We start from the raw sequence: 17,553 nt of genomic DNA, 5'->3' as shown, positions 1-17,553 counted from the left end.
TCAAACTTTTCTTTTGCCATTTTTCCAGTTTCCTAAGTTAAAAGTCCGGTCCCCTGCGAAACAGTTTACCGGACCAGACCTTCATTAAGATAGTCGAGCTTCAATAATAGCCTTCGCCGCGTTATTCGGCATTTCGGCATAATTAAAGAATTCCATTGAGTAGGAAGCACGTCCTTGCGTAGCAGAACGTAAATCCGTCGCATAACCAAACATTTCAGCCAGTGGCACTTTCGCGCGCACAATCTTAATGCCGGCTACACCGTCTTCCATACCTTCGATGATGCCACGACGACGGTTTAAGTCGCCTACCACGTCACCCATCCAGTCTTCCGGTGTGGTTACTTCCACCTTCATCATCGGCTCAAGTAACACAGGGTTCGCTTCCGCGCATCCTTTCTTAAAGCCCATTGAGCCAGCGATTTTAAACGCCATCTCAGAAGAGTCAACATCATGGTATGAACCGTCATATAACGTCACTTTGACATCCAGAACCGGATAGCCGGCGAGAACACCGTTTTGCATCTGTTCCTGGATGCCCTTGTCGACTGCCGGGATATATTCTTTTGGAACTACCCCGCCGACAATGGCGTTAACAAATTCATAGCCTGCGCCTTCTTCATTAGGCTCAACTTTCAGCCAAACATGGCCGTATTGACCGCGACCACCAGACTGGCGCACAAACTTACCTTCGACTTCAACAGCCTTACGGATCGTTTCGCGATATGCCACCTGCGGTTTACCCACGTTACATTCAACTTTGAACTCACGCTTCATGCGGTCAACGATGATGTCCAGATGCAACTCACCCATTCCGGAGATGATGGTTTGACCGGTTTCTTCATCGGTTTTGACCCGGAAAGAAGGATCTTCTGCGGCCAGCTTACTGAGCGCGATACCCATTTTTTCCTGATCTGCCTGCGATTTAGGCTCAACCGCCACAGAAATCACTGGCTCTGGGAAGTCCATGCGCTCAAGAATAATGATGTGATTCGGGTCACACAGTGTGTCACCGGTCGTTACATCCTTCAGCCCGATCGCAGCGGCGATATCGCCGGCACGAACTTCTTTGATTTCTTCACGGCTATTGGCATGCATCTGAACGATGCGGCCAAAGCGCTCACGCTTGCTCTTCACCGGGTTATATACGGCATCGCCGGTATTCACCACGCCAGAATAGCAACGGAAGAACGTCAGTGTTCCTACAAATGGGTCGGTTGCAATTTTAAACGCCAAAGCTGAAAACGGCTCGTTGTCGTCAGCGTGACGTTCGGCTTCGGTTTCTTCCGCATCGTCCAGATGTCCCTTAATAGCAGGAACGTCGACCGGCGCAGGCAAAAACTCGATTACCGCATCCAATACCGCCTGCACACCTTTGTTCTTAAATGCAGAACCACAGGTCGCCAGCACGATCTCATTATTGAGAGTACGGATACGTAAGCCTTGTTTAATTTGTTCTTCTGTCAGCTCACCGCTTTCCAGATAGGTATCCATCAGTTCATCGTTGGCTTCCGCCGCTGCTTCGACCATTTCGGTTCGAAACGCTTCAGCACGATCAAGCAGATCAGCCGGAATGTCTTCATAAGTGAAGGTCATGCCCTGATCAGACTCGTTCCAGTTGATGTACTTCATTTTGATAAGGTCGATGACCCCTTTGAAGTTCTCTTCTGCGCCAACGTTTAACTGAATAGGCACACAGTTTGCGCCTAAACGGTTACGAATCTGTTTAACAACACGCTCAAAATCCGCACCGGCACGGTCCATCTTATTGACGAACACCATGCGAGGTACGTGATATTTATCGGCTTGTCGCCATACGGTTTCTGACTGAGGCTCTACACCGGATGTGCCACAGAACACCACCACCGCGCCATCCAGTACACGTAATGAACGCTCTACCTCAATGGTAAAGTCTACGTGTCCCGGCGTATCGATGATATTAACGCGATGTTGTTCGAACTGTTGCTGCATACCGGCCCAGAAACAGGTAGTAGCAGCGGAGGTGATTGTGATCCCCCGCTCCTGCTCTTGCTCCATCCAGTCCATGGTTGCCGCACCATCGTGTACTTCACCGATTTTGTGCGACATGCCTGTATAGAACAATACCCGCTCTGTGGTCGTGGTTTTACCCGCATCTACGTGAGCGCAAATACCGATATTACGGTAGCGCTCAATAGGGGTTTTACGAGCCATAGTAGCCTCTTATTACCAACGGTAATGTGCGAATGCTTTGTTCGCTTCTGCCATACGGTGTACGTCTTCACGTTTCTTAACCGCAGCGCCTTTGTTATCAGCGGCATCCAGCATTTCAGCAGCCAGACGGGCAGCCATGGATTTTTCACCACGCTTACGAGCAGCATCTACCATCCAACGCATACCCAGTGCGTTACGACGCACAGGACGTACCTCAACAGGTACCTGGTAAGTAGAGCCACCTACGCGGCGAGATTTAACTTCCACGGTAGGGCGGATGTTATCGAGCGCTTCTTCGAATACATCCAGGTGCGACTTGCCGGTTTTTTCAGCAACGATGTCTAATGCACCGTATACGATTTTCTCAGCAGTAGATTTTTTGCCGTCTAACATGACGACGTTCATGAATTTAGCCAGTAATTCTGATCCGAACTTAGGATCTGGTAGGATTTTGCGTTGACCTACGACTCGTCTTCTAGGCATTGTAAATTCTCCGTTAGGTTCAGGGATTACCCAAAACGTTACTAATTAAAAAAGTTTGGCCTTACTTACGGAGAACCGTTAAGACTTGGGCCGTTTCGCGCCGTATTTAGAACGGGCTTGGCGACGGGCGTTAACACCTGAGCAGTCCAAAGTACCGCGAACAGTGTGGTAACGAACACCTGGTAAATCTTTCACACGACCACCACGGATAAGAACAACGCTGTGCTCTTGCAGGTTGTGGCCTTCACCACCGATGTATGAAGAAACTTCAAAACCGTTGGTTAAACGAACACGGCATACTTTACGCAGTGCAGAGTTCGGCTTCTTAGGCGTAGTAGTATATACACGAGTACATACACCACGACGCTGTGGGCAAGCTTCCAGAGCAGGCACGTTGCTTTTCACAACGGCTTTCTGGCGCGGCTTGCGCACTAACTGGTTAACTGTTGCCATTAAATAGCTCCTGGTTAAATTACTAAACTACTGTGATAAATCGCGGTTTGTTTTGGCGTCCAAATAAGCGCAGGCCAAAAACAAAAATTCCGCACACCCTAAAATTAGGGTCGCGGAATTCTATAGATCAACAAGTGTGCTGTCAACTGAACAAAGATTCAGCTAACAGCATATTGATGAGACGTCAGCCCTTATTCGGCCGCGTCTTCGCCGTCACTTACTTCTGCATTCAGTGCTTCAGACAATGCCGCTTCAGCTTCGCTGGCTGCCATAGATGGCATTACCATACCAGCTGCTTTGCGTGCATGACGTTTCTGATGGTAAGCGAAACCGGTACCCGCTGGGATCAAACGACCCACGATAACGTTTTCTTTCAGACCACGCAGATCGTCTTCTTTGCCCTGTACTGCTGCTTCGGTCAGTACGCGAGTGGTTTCCTGGAACGATGCCGCAGAAATGAAAGACTCGGTAGACAGTGACGCTTTGGTGATACCCAGTAACTGGATTTCATATTGCGCCGGGATCTTACCTTGTTTTTCCAGATCACGGTTGGCGATCTTCACAGTGGACACTTCCAGCTGCTCGCCTTCCAGGAACTTACTGTCACCCGGATGCGTAATCAAACACTTACGCAGCATCTGGCGGATAACCACTTCGATGTGCTTGTCGTTGATTTTTACACCCTGCAGACGGTAAACGTCCTGAACTTCGTTCACGATGTAGTTAGACACCGCGCTAACACCACGCAGACGCAGAATATCGTGTGGAGACTCTGGACCATCGGCGATAACTTCACCGCGTTCCACTTTTTCCCCTTCGAATACGTTCAGCTGACGCCACTTAGGAATCATCTCTTCGTATTGCTCACCATTTTCCGGCGTGATGACCAGACGTTTCTTACCTTTGGTTTCTTTACCGAAACCAATGGTACCGCTCACTTCAGCAAGGATCGCAGGCTCTTTCGGCTTACGGGCTTCGAACAAGTCAGCAACGCGTGGCAGACCACCCGTGATGTCGCGTGTTTTCGAGCTCTCTTGTGGGATACGGGCGATTACGTCACCGGCTTTCGCTACCTTGCCATCGCTGGCTTCGATAGTGGTAAAGCTTGGCAGACGAATTTCCTGCATACCGAACTCATCGCTATCTACGATCAGTTTTGGCTCTTTGGCTGTGTACTTAGTCAAGTCCTTAACAACCACACGGCTCAGACCAGTCAGTTCATCTTGCTGAGTCTCAGTGTTCGAGTCGTCGATATCCGAGAAAGTGATCTTCGCATCACGCTCTACCACGATTGGGTGCGAGTGCGGATCCCAGTTGGCTACGATGTCACCCGGTTTAACGGATGCATTGTCGTCAACTGTCAGAATCGAACCGTATGGTACTTTATAGCGCTCTTTCTCGCGGCCGTGCTCGTCAGTTACCGTCAGTTCGGTTGAACGAGATACGATTACGATCTTGCCATCTGAATTGCGTACGCTCTTGGCGTTTTGCATTTTCAGAGTACCTTCGGTCTTCACCTGTACGCTGCTTTCAGCAGACGCTCGAGATGCCGCACCACCAATGTGGAACGTACGCATCGTCAGCTGTGTACCTGGTTCACCGATTGACTGTGCAGCGATTACACCCACAGCTTCACCAACGGATACCATGTGACCACGGGCCAAATCACGGCCGTAACACTTAGCACACACACCGAAGTCGTTATCACAGGTGATAACCGAGCGAACTTTCACTTTATCGATGGAGTTGTCTTCTAACAGGTTAACCAGCGCTTCATCCAACAGGGTGTTACGCTCAACCAGTACTTCATCAGTACCTGGCTTAAGGATGTCCTGTGCCACTGTACGACCCAGTACGCGCTCACGCAGCGGCTCAACAACGTCACCACCTTCAATCAGCGGGGTCATGTCAACACCTTCGAAGGTGCCGCAGTCGTCGTTGTTAATTACCAGATCCTGCGCCACGTCAACCAAACGACGAGTCAGGTAACCTGAGTTCGCAGTTTTCAATGCGGTATCGGCCAAACCTTTACGCGCACCGTGGGTTGAGATGAAGTACTGCAGTACGTTCAGACCTTCACGGAAGTTCGCCGTGATTGGCGTTTCGATGATTGAGCCATCTGGCTTAGCCATCAGACCACGCATACCCGCTAACTGACGAATCTGAGCTGCACTACCCCGGGCGCCGGAGTCGGCCATCATATAGATTGAGTTAAACGAGATTTGATCTTCATCCTGACCTTCACGGTTTTTCACCGTTTCAGTTTTCAGGTTGTCCATCATGGCCTTCGCAACTTTTTCGTTAGCGTTTGACCAGATATCGATAACTTTGTTGTAACGCTCACCGGCGGTTACCAAACCTGACTGGAACTGTTCCTGAATTTCAGCAACTTCGGCTTCTGCCGCTTCAATCAGATCTTTCTTGGCATCCGGGATAACCATGTCATCCATACCAACTGACACACCCGCGATCATCGCGTAGTGGAAACCGGTATACATTACCTGGTCAGCTGCGATTACAGTGTCTTTCAGACCCAGACGACGGTAACACTCGTTCAGCATGCGCGAGATTTGCTTCTTACCCATGGCCTGGTTGATCAGCTCAAATGGCAGACCTTGTGGCAGGATAAGAGACAGGATCGCACGACCAACAGTGGTATCAACCAGCGTCATTTTCTCAGTTTTGTTACCCGCTTCATCAACATCGAATTCGCGAATACGTACTTTAACGCGGCTGTGTAATTCAGCTTCGCCAACACGATAGGCTTTTTCAGCTTCGTGGGCGTTTTTGAATACCATGCCTTCGCCTTTGCCGTTTACTTTGTCACGGGTCATGTAATACAGACCCAAAACAACGTCCTGTGAGGGAACGATGATTGGCTCACCGTTAGCAGGCGACAGAATGTTATTGGTCGACATCATCAACGCACGGGCTTCTAACTGGGCTTCCAGTGTCAGCGGTACGTGAACAGCCATTTGGTCACCGTCGAAGTCCGCGTTGTAGGCCGCACACACCAGTGGGTGCAACTGAATCGCTTTACCTTCGATCAGGGTTGGTTCGAATGCCTGGATACCCAAACGGTGCAACGTTGGTGCACGGTTCAATAATACCGGGTGCTCGCGAATAACTTCGTCTAATACGTCCCAAACCTCTGGTGCTTCGCGCTCAACCAGCTTCTTAGCTGCTTTGATGGTGGTAGCCAGACCACGGCCTTCTAATTTGCCGTAGATAAATGGCTTGAACAGTTCCAGAGCCATTTTCTTCGGCAGACCGCACTGGTGCAGACGCAGAGTTGGACCTACGGTGATAACCGAACGACCAGAGTAATCTACACGCTTACCTAACAGGTTCTGACGGAAACGACCTTGCTTACCCTTGATCATATCAGCAAGAGATTTCAGAGGACGCTTGTTTGAACCAGTGATAGCACGACCACGACGACCGTTATCTAACAGGGCATCTACCGCTTCCTGCAACATACGTTTTTCGTTACGTACGATGATATCTGGCGCAGCCAGATCCAACAGGCGCTTCAGACGGTTGTTACGGTTGATAACGCGACGATACAAATCGTTCAGGTCTGAGGTAGCGAAACGGCCACCATCCAGTGGAACCAATGGACGCAGATCTGGCGGCAGTACCGGCAGAACAGTCATGATCATCCACTCTGGCTTGTTGCCAGACAGCTGGAAAGATTCCAGTAATTTCAGACGCTTAGTGATTTTCTTACGCTTGGTTTCAGAGTTAACAGTCGGTAACTCTTCACGCATGGAAGCTACGTCGCCATCAACGTCCAGCGCTTTAAGCAGATCGAATACTGCTTCGGCACCCATCTTGGCTTCGAATTCATCACCATGCTCTTCCAGTGCATCCAGATATTCTTCTTCTGTCAGCAGCTGGCTACGTTCCAGCGTAGTCATACCTGGCTCAGTCACCACGTATGATTCAAAGTACAACACGCGTTCAATATCACGCAGTGTCATGTCCAGCATCAAACCGATACGGGACGGCAGTGATTTCAGGAACCAAATGTGCGCAACCGGGCTCGCCAGTTCAATGTGACCCATACGGTCACGACGAACTTTCGCCAAGGTAACTTCAACGCCACATTTTTCACAGATTACACCGCGGTGTTTCAGGCGTTTGTACTTACCGCACAAACACTCATAGTCTTTTACCGGACCAAAGATACGCGCACAGAACAGGCCGTCACGCTCAGGCTTGAAGGTACGATAGTTAATGGTTTCCGGCTTTTTAACTTCACCATAGGACCATGAACGGATCATGTCCGGAGAAGCCAGACCGATTCGAATATTATCGAACTCTTCGGTCTTATTTTGTTGCTTGAGAAACTTTAATAAATCTTTCACTTTTGTCTCCCTGCGGAGTCGCTAAACTCTGGGAGCCCGAAGGCTCCCGCACCTGAATGCTCAAGACGAGCGGCTTATTGTTCTTCCAGTTCGATGTTGATACCCAGTGAACGGATTTCTTTCAGCAATACGTTGAAAGACTCCGGCATACCAGGTTCCATACGATGGTCGCCATCCACAATGTTCTTATACATTTTGGTACGGCCGTTCACGTCATCGGACTTAACAGTCAACATTTCCTGCAGGGTGTATGCTGCACCGTATGCTTCCAGTGCCCACACTTCCATCTCACCGAAACGCTGACCACCGAACTGAGCTTTACCGCCAAGAGGCTGCTGAGTAACCAGGCTGTAAGAGCCGGTTGAACGCGCGTGCATCTTGTCGTCTACCAAGTGGTTCAGTTTCAGCATGTACATGTAACCAACGGTTACCTTACGCTCAAACGCGCGACCGGTACGACCGTCAAACAGTACGATTTGACCATCTTCTGGAATGTCAGCCAGTGCCAACAGGTCTTTGATTTCGCGCTCGTGCGCACCATCAAATACCGGCGTAGCAATCGGCAGACCTTTACGCAGGTTTTCAGCCAGACGCTTCACTTCGTCATCTGAGAAGTCATCGATATCAACTTCCTGCTCAGATTTACCGACGTTGTACACTTCTTTCAGGAAGCTACGTAACTTAGCCAGTTCTTGTTGCTCTTTGATCATGCGATCAATCTTGGCACCAATACCGTGCGCAGCCATACCCAGGTGAGTTTCCAGGATCTGACCGATGTTCATACGCGAAGGTACACCCAGCGGGTTCAGTACGATATCAACTGGCGTACCGTTCTCATCATATGGCATGTCTTCGACAGGCATGATGGTAGAGATAACACCTTTGTTACCGTGACGACCGGCCATCTTGTCACCAGGCTGGATACGACGTTTAACTGCCAGGTAAACCTTAACAATTTTCAGCACGCCAGGTGCTAAGTCGTCGCCTTGCGTGATCTTACGGCGCTTCACTTCAAACTTCTTGTCGAAGTCTTCTTTGATTTCCGTGTACTGATCAGCGATTTGCTCCAGATCGGCTTGTGCATCTGCATCAGACAGGCTGATGTCGAACCACTTCTCGCGCGGCAGGCTGTTCAGCTTATCTGCACTGGTACCGGCTTTTTCAAGCAGGTTGCGAGCACGGGCAAAGATACCATCCGCCAGGATACCGAATTCGTCAGACAGGTCTTTCTTAACCTGACGTAACTGCATGTCTTCGATTTCCAGCGCACGCTTGTCTTTTTCAACACCGTCGCGGGTGAAGACTTGCACGTCGATTACGGTACCGTGTACAGAGTTAGGTACGCGCAATGAAGTGTCTTTCACGTCAGACGCTTTTTCACCGAAGATAGCACGCAGCAGTTTTTCTTCTGGCGTCAGTTGCGTTTCGCCTTTAGGCGTTACTTTACCAACCAGAATGTCGCCGCCTTTCACTTCAGCACCGATATAAACTACGCCAGACTCATCCAGTTTACCCAGCGCAGACTCACCTACGTTTGGAATATCCGCAGTGATTTCTTCTGGCCCAAGCTTGGTATCACGCGCGATACAGCTCAGTTCCTGAATGTGAATGGTAGTGAAACGGTCTTCCTGAACAACGCGCTCAGATAACAAGATCGAGTCTTCGAAGTTAAAACCGTTCCAAGGCATGAACGCGATACGCATGTTCTGACCCAGTGCCAGCTCACCTAAATCGGTGGATGGACCATCAGCCAGTACGTCGCCACGCACAATCGGGTCGCCTACGCTACAGGTTGGCTTCTGATTAATACAGGTGTTCTGGTTAGAACGGGTGTACTTAGTCAGGTTGTAGATGTCGATACCCGCTTCGCCGGCTACAGTCTCTTCTTCGTTAACTTTGATAACGATACGAGACGCATCAACGTAATCTACCGTACCACCACGTTTGGCAACCACAGTTACACCAGAGTCAACTGCGATAGTTTTTTCCATACCAGTACCAACCAGCGGCTTGTCAGCGCGCAGAGTAGGTACAGCCTGACGTTGCATGTTCGCACCCATCAAGGCACGGTTAGCATCGTCGTGCTCCAGGAATGGAATCAGGCTGGCAGCGACAGAAACGATCTGCTGAGGTGAAACGTCCATATACTTGATGTCATCTTTTGGCATCAAGGTAGACTCACCACGGTAACGACAGGTTACCAGCTCATCAACCAAACGACCTTCCGCATCCAGCTCGGCATTAGCCTGAGCGATGGCGTACTGGCCTTCTTCAATGGCAGACAGGTAATCGATTTCGTCAGTGACCACACCATCAATAATCTTACGGTATGGGGTCTCTAGGAAGCCGTAGTCATTGGTACGGGCATAGCTGGACAAGCTGTTGATCAAACCGATGTTTGGACCTTCAGGGGTCTCGATTGGACACAGACGACCGTAGTGCGTTGGGTGTACGTCACGTACTTCGAAGCCTGCACGCTCACGGGTTAAACCACCCGGGCCCAATGCAGAAATACGACGCTTGTGAGTAACCTCAGACAGCGGGTTGTTCTGATCCATAAACTGCGACAACTGTGAAGAACCGAAGAATTCTTTAACAGCGGCAGAAATCGGCTTAGCGTTGATCAGGTCTTGCGGCATGATGGCATCCAGATCACCTAAGCTCAGGCGCTCTTTCACCGCACGCTCAACACGTACCAAACCAACACGGAACTGGTTCTCAGCCATTTCGCCCACAGAACGAATACGGCGGTTACCCAGGTGATCGATATCATCTACTTCATCTTTACCGTCACGAATAGCAATTAATTGCTTCATCACGTCGATGATGTCTGATTTATCTAATGTACCCTCACCGGTCTCGTCTTCACGAAGCAGGCGACGGTTGAATTTCATGCGACCAACAGATGACAGGTCATAACGCTCTTCAGAGAAGAATAAGTTCTCGAACAGGGCTTCAGCAGCATCTTTTGTTGGCGGCTCACCAGGGCGCATCATACGGTAGATTTCTACCAGTGCTTCCAGGCGGTTTGAGCTAGAGTCGATGCGTAAAGTATCAGAGATATACGAACCGTGGTCTAACTCGTTAATGTACAGCGTGTCGAATGAAGTGATACCTGAGGTGCTCAGGTTATTCAGTTTTTCCAGCGTCAGTTCATCGTTCGCGTGAACGATCACTTCACCGGTATCTTCATTCATATAAGCGCGCGCAACAACACGACCCAGCAGGTACTCTGCCGGTACTTCCAGTTCTGTTACGTTGGCTTTTTTCAACTGATTGGTGTGACGGGCAGAAATACGACGACCTTCTTCGATAATCACGTTACCGTCATTGTCTTTAATGTCGAATTTCGCAACTTCACCACGCAGACGATCTGGTACCAGTTCTACCAGGAACTTACCGTCTACGATGCGTACTGGTACTTTCTCGAAGAAATTATCCAGAATCTCCTCGGTGCTCATATCCAGCGCGCGCAGAATAATGGAGGCAGGTAATTTACGACGACGGTCAATACGAACAAACAGGTTGTCCTTTGGATCGAACTCGAAGTCTAACCATGAACCACGGTATGGGATCACGCGTGCGTTATACAGCACTTTACCTGAGGAGTGAGTTTTACCCTTATCGTGATCAAAGAACACGCCCGGAGAGCGGTGCAGCTGGGAAACGATAACCCGCTCAGTACCATTGATTACGAAGGTACCGTTATCAGTCATTAATGGGATTTCGCCCATGTAGACTTCTTGTTCTTTGATGTCTTTAACTGTGCCTGGCGCAGCGTCGCGGTCGAACAGAACCAGACGCAATTTCACACGCAGAGGTGCAGAGTAAGTGACGCCACGGATTTGACATTCATTCACATCAAATACCGGCTCGCCAAGGCGATAGCTCACATACTGTAACTCAGAACTACCTGAGTAACTTTTGATTGGAAATACTGAACGGAACGCAGCTTCCAGACCGTAGTTGCCTTCCTGATCCATCTCGATGAATCGTTTGAAAGAGTCTAGCTGGATAGACAGTAGATAAGGTATTTCCAGTACCTGCGGGCGTTTGCCAAAACTTTTCCGTATACGTTTTTTTTCGCTATAAGAGTAAACCATGGGTTCCTCAGCCTGCTGAATTGTGACCCAACTTGCCTTCCCGCCATTCGACGAGGTATCAGACAAACTTCCAGCACCGTTTTAAAAAGTGCATTCGGACCATACTAGCGGTAATTTAACCACCTTTAAAGGGTAGTAAGTTACTGATGGTGAACGCCTTTCTGTGTAGATCTTTTGCGGATAGGCAACAAACGGTGATAATGCACTATCCTACAGCGCAAAAAGGCTGGTGACCAAAAGATCACCAGCCCATGCCTTTTCAGGCAGGTAAACTGTGGTTAAACAGCTTACTTAACTTCAACTTTAGCACCAGCTTCTTCAAGCTCTTTCTTCAGTGCTTCAGCTTCGTCTTTGCTCACGCCTTCTTTGATAGCTTTAGGAGCGGCTTCTACCATGTCCTTAGCTTCTTTCAGACCCAGGCCAGTTGCGCCACGAACTGCTTTGATAACAGCTACTTTGTTAGCGCCGATTTCAGCCAGAATTACGTCGAATTCTGTTTTCTCTTCAGCAGCAGCAGCTGGGCCAGCAGCAACAGCTACAGCAGCAGCTGCAGATACGCCGAATTTTTCTTCCATTGCAGCTACCAGCTCAACTACGTCCATTACAGACATTTCAGCGATAGCGTCGATGATTTGCTCTTTAGTCACTGACATTTCTCAGATTCCTAATAATTAAGGGACATTGTCCCGATTAAACTGTTAAATCCAAGCCAGGCGTAAATTACGCGGCTTGCTCTTGTTTCTGGTCGCGAACCGCGGCAATCGTGCGAACAAGTTTGCCGGCTGCTGCTTCTTTCATAGTGCTCATCAAGCGTGCAATAGCTTCGTCGTAAGTTGGCAGTGATGCCAGTACTTCGAAATCTACTGTGTTGCCTTCGAAAGCCGCACCTTTCAGCTCGAACTTAGCGTTATCTTTAGCGAAGTCTTTGAACAAACGGGCAGCGGCGCCTGGGTGCTCGTTAGAGAACGCGATAACTGTCGGGCCTACGAAAGTGTCTTTCAAACACTCGAAACTGGTGCCATCTACTGCACGACGTGCCAGCGTGTTACGGACAACTTTCATCCATACGCCAGCATCACGAGCTTGCTTACGCAGGCCAGTGATTTTCTCTACAGTAACACCACGAGCGTCTGCAACTACCGCAGATAAAGCAACTTTGGCAGCTTCGTTGACTTCAGCAACAATTGCTTTTTTGTCTTCAAGCTTAATAGCCATTGGCTTTTAACTCCTGGTTCATCCAGACTTTCGTCTGGTTTCCTACACATCGTCAGGTTGCCCTGACGCGCGATTTACGGTGAGAAACCAAGAAGAATCTAAGAGATCTTCTGGGGTCTGCACCGTCTGCGCAGGCTGGTTGATTAAGCCCTTCTTGCGAAGAGCACCTGCGGTCTTGGACGGAGGCTTCCTAGAAAGCCTCAACCCATAACCGTTTCGCAGTGATTAACCAGCCAGGCTGGCTTGGTCAACTGCTAAGCCGGCACCCATAGTGGTGCTCAGGCTAACTTTCTTGATGTAAGTACCTTTAGAAGTTGAAGGCTTGGCTTTTTTCAGCGCGTCCAACAGGGCTTCCAGGTTCTCTTTAATTTGGTTCTCTTCGAACGCGATCTTACCGATGCTAGCATGGATGATACCGTTCTTATCGTTACGGTAACGAACCTGACCCGCTTTGGCATTTTTAACTGCAGTTACTACGTCTGGAGTTACAGTACCAGTTTTAGGGTTTGGCATCAGACCACGTGGACCAAGGATTTGACCCAATGTACCAACAACGCGCATTGCATCCGGAGAAGCAATAACTACATCGAAGTTCATTTCGCCTTTTTTCACTTGCTCAGCCAGGTCTTCCATACCAACGATTTCAGCACCAGCAGCTTTAGCAGCTTCTGCAGCAGCACCCTGAGTGAATACTGCAACGCGAACGTCTTTACCAGTACCGTGTGGCAGTACAGTAGCGCCACGAACGTTTTGGTCAGATTTACGTGGGTCAACGCCCAGGTTGATCGCTACGTCTACGCTTTCTGCGAACTTAGCAGTGGCCAGTTCTTTCAGCAGAGCAACAGCTTCAGTGATGCCGTATTCTTTGGAAGAATCTACGCGATCACGGATTACGCGCATGCGTTTAGTTAATTTTGCCATGTGCTTAGCCCTCTACTACCAGACCCATACTACGCGCAGAACCTGCGATAGTACGTACTGCTGCATCCAAATCGCCAGCTGTCAGATCCGCGTCTTTAGTTTTCGCGATTTCTTCCAGTTGAGCACGTGTTACTTTACCAACTTTGTCGGTATTTGGACGGCTAGAACCGCTCTTGATGCCTGCCGCTTTTTTCAGCAGGTAAGAAGCCGGTGGAGTTTTGGTTTCGAAGGTGAAAGAGCGGTCTTCGTATACAGTAATAACTACTGGTACCGGAGCGCCTTTTTCCAGGCTTTCTGTTTTGGCGTTGAACGCTTTACAGAATTCCATGATGTTTACACCTTGCTGACCCAGAGCTGGACCAACTGGTGGACTAGGGTTGGCCATACCAGCTGCAACTTGCAGCTTTACAAGGCCTTTGATTTTCTTAGCCATGAGACTTCCTCAGAAATTGGGTTTAGCGCCTTGTAAGCATTGAGGATGCTTACTCAAACGGCTTCCCTATACGTAAAAAGGGCGCAGATTATATTTTAATCACGCCCAACTTTCAACGGGTCAATTTGACTTTTTTGCGGTTTTTGCTTATCCGCGCTTAAGCCTTCTCAACCTGTCCGAATTCCAGATCAACCGGAGTAGAACGGCCGAAGATCAGTACGGATACTTTCAGGCGACTCTTCTCGTAATCCACTTCTTCAACCACACCGTTAAAGTCAGCAAATGGTCCGTCGTTAACGCGTACCACTTCACCCACTTCAAACAGAGTTTTCGGCTTCGGCTTATCCGTGCTTTCCTGCAGACGGTTCATAATGGCGTCTGCTTCTTTTTGCGAAATAGGTGCAGGACGCTCGGCAGTACCACCGATAAAGCCCAGAACACGTGGAACGCTTTTCACTAAGTGCCAGCTTTCCTCGTTCATTTCCATTTCTACCAGCACATAACCAGGGAAGAATTTGCGTTCGCTCTTACGCTTTTGGCCAGCGCGCATTTCAACAACTTCTTCAGATGGCACCAGGATTTGACCAAAGTAGTCTTCCATGCCGTGCATTTTGATGTATTCCAGCAGAGTTTTCTGTACACGCATTTCGTAGCCAGAAAACGCCTGAACAACATACCAACGTTTTTTTGCCATGTTTACAGTCCCAAGCTGGTAATTAAGTTAACAAATCGCACGATAATACCGTCCAGACCCCACAGGATCAGAGACATAATCAGTACCGCAGCGAAAATAATCAGGGTTGTGTGAGTGGTTTCTTGTTTAGTTGGCCACACCACTTTGCGCACTTCAATACGGGCTTCTTTCGCGAATTCACGGAAAGTTTTACCTTTATTGGTATTTGCTGCCACGAATAAGGCTGCAATGATCAGGGCAACAACGGCTACTGCGCGCTCCAGAACTGAGAATTCGGAATAATATAAATTGCCACCAACTGCGGCTGCGACCAGGGCTACCGCGATAAGCCACTTCACCAAATCCAGTGGTGAGCGGGTATTGTCTGTATTCACACTCATGTTACAACCTTACACAATCCATAACAGCCAAGAAAATTGGCAGGGGTGGAGGGACTCGAACCCCCAACCATCGGTTTTGGAGACCGCTGTTCTACCAATTGGAACTACACCCCTAAAACTCGTTTCATAAGCACCTAAGCCACCCAACACATACACCGCTTTTGAGGTGTCTGGGCGGAGAATGGGAAAGTTTAACTTATGAAGGGACGCGTATTATACCTGCCATCGGTAAGGTTACAAGCACAAACTTTGAACACAAAATACACACAGGCTGTTACGTTTGGGGGCTTGCTTCACACTAAACTGGCCTTATATCCTGACTATCAGTTTTCTACTGGGTTATTCATGCTGCCAGATAAATTCAAACGCGCCATTCGTGAAAAAGCGATTAGTCGCGCTCATACTCGGATCATTCTCGCCGGGCGCACACCCGAGAGTTTTTCAGCCGATGAACTTGAGGTCATTGTGCGTGAGGAAGAAGACAACATTAAAAACAATTACAAGGAAAAGGGCCTGCTTGCTGTCGCGGCGTTACTTGGCCTTGGATGGTGGATTTAATTCATGCTCAAACCCCTGGTGCGGATTACCTTTGCCCATTTGGTATGGCGCTATTACAAACGCACGATTGTGCAAGCACTGCTGACCATCGTGGCGATTATTGTGATCGGCCTGATCCACAGCGACTATCTGGCTTACGCACAGAGTCAGCAGCACAACGATTATGTAGGTTTGTCGTTTGTAGTGAAATGGGTCGTCTATCTGCTGGCATTGGCATGGCTAGTATTGGGTATTCGCAGTGACTACCGTAAGCGTCAGAAGCAGGCAGAGCTAAAGCAAGTTGCCAAAGCCCCGCCGGTTTACGCGAGCCCTGAGCTGGATCCGTTTCACCAAATCCGGCACAAAGACAAACTTAAGACCCGCGCTGATTTAGTGATTGAGAAACATAAGGATTAGTAGAGGCTAATAGGCAAGGTGCTGACGCATAATGCGGTGGTGAATTGTTGTAATACCCTTGGAAGGGTAACGAGTGTTAATGCGCTTGGTTGTGTTACTTGCTGCAATATTCCTCATATAACTCCTTACAGGTAGTTAAAGATGCCGTTAGTGATGCAAACCCAACCGGCAAAAAACCAATTGCACTATATGCGTTAAAGCTACACTTCCCTGTTACTTTTAGGGTGCGTGTTACTATTGCGCCGGCTTGCTTCAACAAAACACCGTCTTTTCCCTTATACAAGGCTTCAATAAATTCAACGAATTCTGTATTCGTTACTTCAAACATATATAGCGAACACAATGGATTTTCCGGGTTTACATTTATTGAAAGCTGCACCTTTTTTTCATTGCTTAAGTTCACATAGAACGTCGCTGCGAAGGCTTGCCATCTGTCAGGAAACTTTTTCCACCCTTTATGAGTTCGGCTAATTTGAGTTTTCTCCTTTAACGCTTCAAGAATAGGAGCATGTTTTTTGCGCATCCTTATTGCTTGACTTGCTATATTTATGATTCATCCATCTCTCAATAAGCAAAGGAAACCCTACGACGGACGTTAATGTAAATGCCACCAAGTATTCGTGATGCGAGACAAGAGGCTCTTTGTATATTTGAAATACAAACAAAAATGAAAAGAACAAATAAACTAAAATCACCCCATTCAAAAGCCAACTCGTCTGCTTTACGCAATAAATAACATAACCAACGAATACCGCTATAGCTAACCCCGCCTGCACACAATAGTTGATTGGAAATCCAAAATTTAACGAGACTATTAATCTCTCTAATGCGATATAACCGAAGGCTAATGCATAAAAAACTCGATACATTTTAGCTAGCACTTTGCTTATTCCAGTAAATATAACGATTTAATAGCGAGCAATTGGCTCGTTTTCATACTTACACAATTAATACCAAACTAGCTATCACATTGCTATATAAAGAAAATTTGGCAACCTCAATAGAAAACTGTAAGGCAAAAAAGACCCAACGGGTCGTATGCATGCATAAAGATGGAGAAGGTAAAACGCAGCTGGATGCGCGAGAAGTGGAGCAATAAACAGCCTTTACGGCCACGTTACTCCGGCTATCCTGCCCTAAGTTACAGGGATGTAATGAATGCAGTTTTTGCAGGAGCAAAAAACTGCCGCCCTTCGGGCCAGCCGTTGGGGTGCGAACGTTAGTTACCAATGCGCGGTGAGTCTTGTTTGTACTCGTATCATCCTGATACTCGCCCCTGCGGGGCCGCCGTCGCTGCGCTCCAACGTTCAAAAGTTTTCCCGAAACTTTTGGCACGGATATCAATCCGCTTGGGGCC

At 48.5% G+C, this 17,553-nt stretch carries 15 protein-coding genes and 1 tRNA gene; 3 read left to right on the top strand and 13 right to left on the bottom strand.

Annotation, left to right across the window (positions count from 1 at the left end; translation table 11 throughout):
* Positions 1-84 precede the first annotated feature (84 nt).
* The 12 genes from fusA to TK45_RS16000 form a co-directional block, all read right to left on the bottom strand.
* A complete protein-coding gene (gene fusA, locus TK45_RS16055; protein ID WP_131259856.1) occupies positions 85-2,190 on the bottom strand; it encodes an elongation factor G in 2,106 nt (701 codons plus the stop codon).
* Positions 2,191-2,202: 12 nt separating this feature from the next.
* Positions 2,203-2,673, bottom strand: coding sequence for a 30S ribosomal protein S7 (rpsG, locus tag TK45_RS16050; RefSeq protein ID WP_131259855.1), 471 nt, complete (start codon positions 2,671-2,673; stop codon positions 2,203-2,205).
* 78 nt (positions 2,674-2,751) lie between these two features.
* Positions 2,752-3,126, bottom strand: coding sequence for a 30S ribosomal protein S12 (rpsL, locus tag TK45_RS16045; protein WP_131259854.1), 375 nt, complete (start codon positions 3,124-3,126; stop codon positions 2,752-2,754).
* Positions 3,127-3,317: 191 nt separating this feature from the next.
* Positions 3,318-7,496, bottom strand: a complete 4,179-nt coding sequence (rpoC, locus tag TK45_RS16040) for a DNA-directed RNA polymerase subunit beta' (protein WP_131259853.1) — start codon at positions 7,494-7,496, stop codon at positions 3,318-3,320.
* Positions 7,497-7,570: 74 nt separating this feature from the next.
* A complete protein-coding gene (rpoB, locus tag TK45_RS16035) occupies positions 7,571-11,599 on the bottom strand; it encodes a DNA-directed RNA polymerase subunit beta (RefSeq protein WP_131259852.1) in 4,029 nt (1,342 codons plus the stop codon).
* 287 nt (positions 11,600-11,886) lie between these two features.
* Entirely contained in the window at positions 11,887-12,252 is a 366-nt protein-coding gene (gene rplL / locus TK45_RS16030; RefSeq protein WP_131259851.1) for a 50S ribosomal protein L7/L12, read from the bottom strand.
* Positions 12,253-12,319: 67 nt separating this feature from the next.
* On the bottom strand, positions 12,320-12,814 hold the full coding sequence (gene rplJ, locus TK45_RS16025) for a 50S ribosomal protein L10 (protein ID WP_131259850.1): 495 nt from the start codon (positions 12,812-12,814) through the stop codon (positions 12,320-12,322).
* Between the two features lie 225 nt (positions 12,815-13,039).
* Positions 13,040-13,735 (bottom strand): 50S ribosomal protein L1, encoded by a 696-nt coding sequence (rplA, locus tag TK45_RS16020; RefSeq protein WP_131259849.1) that lies wholly within the window; start codon positions 13,733-13,735, stop codon positions 13,040-13,042.
* Positions 13,736-13,739: 4 nt separating this feature from the next.
* Positions 13,740-14,168: a 50S ribosomal protein L11 gene (rplK, locus tag TK45_RS16015; protein ID WP_131259848.1), complete on the bottom strand. Its 429-nt coding sequence runs from the start codon at positions 14,166-14,168 to the stop codon at positions 13,740-13,742.
* Between the two features lie 157 nt (positions 14,169-14,325).
* Positions 14,326-14,862, bottom strand: coding sequence for a transcription termination/antitermination protein NusG (gene nusG / locus TK45_RS16010; RefSeq protein ID WP_131259847.1), 537 nt, complete (start codon positions 14,860-14,862; stop codon positions 14,326-14,328).
* Between the two features lie 2 nt (positions 14,863-14,864).
* Positions 14,865-15,242: a preprotein translocase subunit SecE gene (gene secE / locus TK45_RS16005; RefSeq protein ID WP_131259846.1), complete on the bottom strand. Its 378-nt coding sequence runs from the start codon at positions 15,240-15,242 to the stop codon at positions 14,865-14,867.
* Between the two features lie 37 nt (positions 15,243-15,279).
* Positions 15,280-15,356: transfer RNA gene (locus TK45_RS16000), tRNA-Trp, on the bottom strand.
* A gap of 231 nt (positions 15,357-15,587) precedes the next feature.
* Here TK45_RS16000 and TK45_RS15995 point away from each other — a divergent pair.
* Together TK45_RS15995 and TK45_RS15990 are read left to right on the top strand one after the other, a co-directional pair.
* On the top strand, positions 15,588-15,800 hold the full coding sequence (locus TK45_RS15995; RefSeq protein ID WP_131259845.1) for a hypothetical protein: 213 nt from the start codon (positions 15,588-15,590) through the stop codon (positions 15,798-15,800).
* Between the two features lie 3 nt (positions 15,801-15,803).
* On the top strand, positions 15,804-16,196 hold the full coding sequence (locus tag TK45_RS15990) for a hypothetical protein (protein ID WP_131259844.1): 393 nt from the start codon (positions 15,804-15,806) through the stop codon (positions 16,194-16,196).
* Positions 16,197-16,290: 94 nt separating this feature from the next.
* Here TK45_RS15990 and TK45_RS15985 read toward each other — a convergent pair whose 3' ends face one another.
* Entirely contained in the window at positions 16,291-16,719 is a 429-nt protein-coding gene (locus TK45_RS15985) for a hypothetical protein (protein ID WP_131259843.1), read from the bottom strand.
* 635 nt (positions 16,720-17,354) lie between these two features.
* Here TK45_RS15985 and TK45_RS16310 point away from each other — a divergent pair.
* Positions 17,355-17,553 (top strand): hypothetical protein (locus TK45_RS16310; protein WP_217350847.1); only part of this gene is annotated, 199 nt, incomplete at its 3' end.

Source organism: Bowmanella sp. JS7-9 (assembly GCF_004329715.1).
GTDB lineage: Bacteria > Pseudomonadota > Gammaproteobacteria > Enterobacterales > Alteromonadaceae > Pseudobowmanella > Pseudobowmanella zhangzhouensis.
Note: the sequence above shows the minus strand (reverse complement) of the source record. Positions and strands in the feature narration are given on the sequence as shown.

Coding starts and splice junctions, on each gene's coding strand:
- fusA (WP_131259856.1), bottom strand. CDS start 2,190: ATGGCTCGTAAAACCCCTATTGAGCGCTACCGTAATATCGGTATTTGC.
- rpsG (WP_131259855.1), bottom strand. CDS start 2,673: ATGCCTAGAAGACGAGTCGTAGGTCAACGCAAAATCCTACCAGATCCT.
- rpsL (WP_131259854.1), bottom strand. CDS start 3,126: ATGGCAACAGTTAACCAGTTAGTGCGCAAGCCGCGCCAGAAAGCCGTT.
- rpoB (WP_131259852.1), bottom strand. CDS start 11,599: ATGGTTTACTCTTATAGCGAAAAAAAACGTATACGGAAAAGTTTTGGC.
- rplL (WP_131259851.1), bottom strand. CDS start 12,252: ATGTCAGTGACTAAAGAGCAAATCATCGACGCTATCGCTGAAATGTCT.
- rplJ (WP_131259850.1), bottom strand. CDS start 12,814: ATGGCTATTAAGCTTGAAGACAAAAAAGCAATTGTTGCTGAAGTCAAC.
- rplA (WP_131259849.1), bottom strand. CDS start 13,735: ATGGCAAAATTAACTAAACGCATGCGCGTAATCCGTGATCGCGTAGAT.
- rplK (WP_131259848.1), bottom strand. CDS start 14,168: ATGGCTAAGAAAATCAAAGGCCTTGTAAAGCTGCAAGTTGCAGCTGGT.
- nusG (WP_131259847.1), bottom strand. CDS start 14,862: ATGGCAAAAAAACGTTGGTATGTTGTTCAGGCGTTTTCTGGCTACGAA.
- secE (WP_131259846.1), bottom strand. CDS start 15,242: ATGAGTGTGAATACAGACAATACCCGCTCACCACTGGATTTGGTGAAG.
- TK45_RS15995 (WP_131259845.1), top strand. CDS start 15,588: ATGCTGCCAGATAAATTCAAACGCGCCATTCGTGAAAAAGCGATTAGT.
- TK45_RS15990 (WP_131259844.1), top strand. CDS start 15,804: ATGCTCAAACCCCTGGTGCGGATTACCTTTGCCCATTTGGTATGGCGC.
- TK45_RS15985 (WP_131259843.1), bottom strand. CDS start 16,719: ATGCGCAAAAAACATGCTCCTATTCTTGAAGCGTTAAAGGAGAAAACT.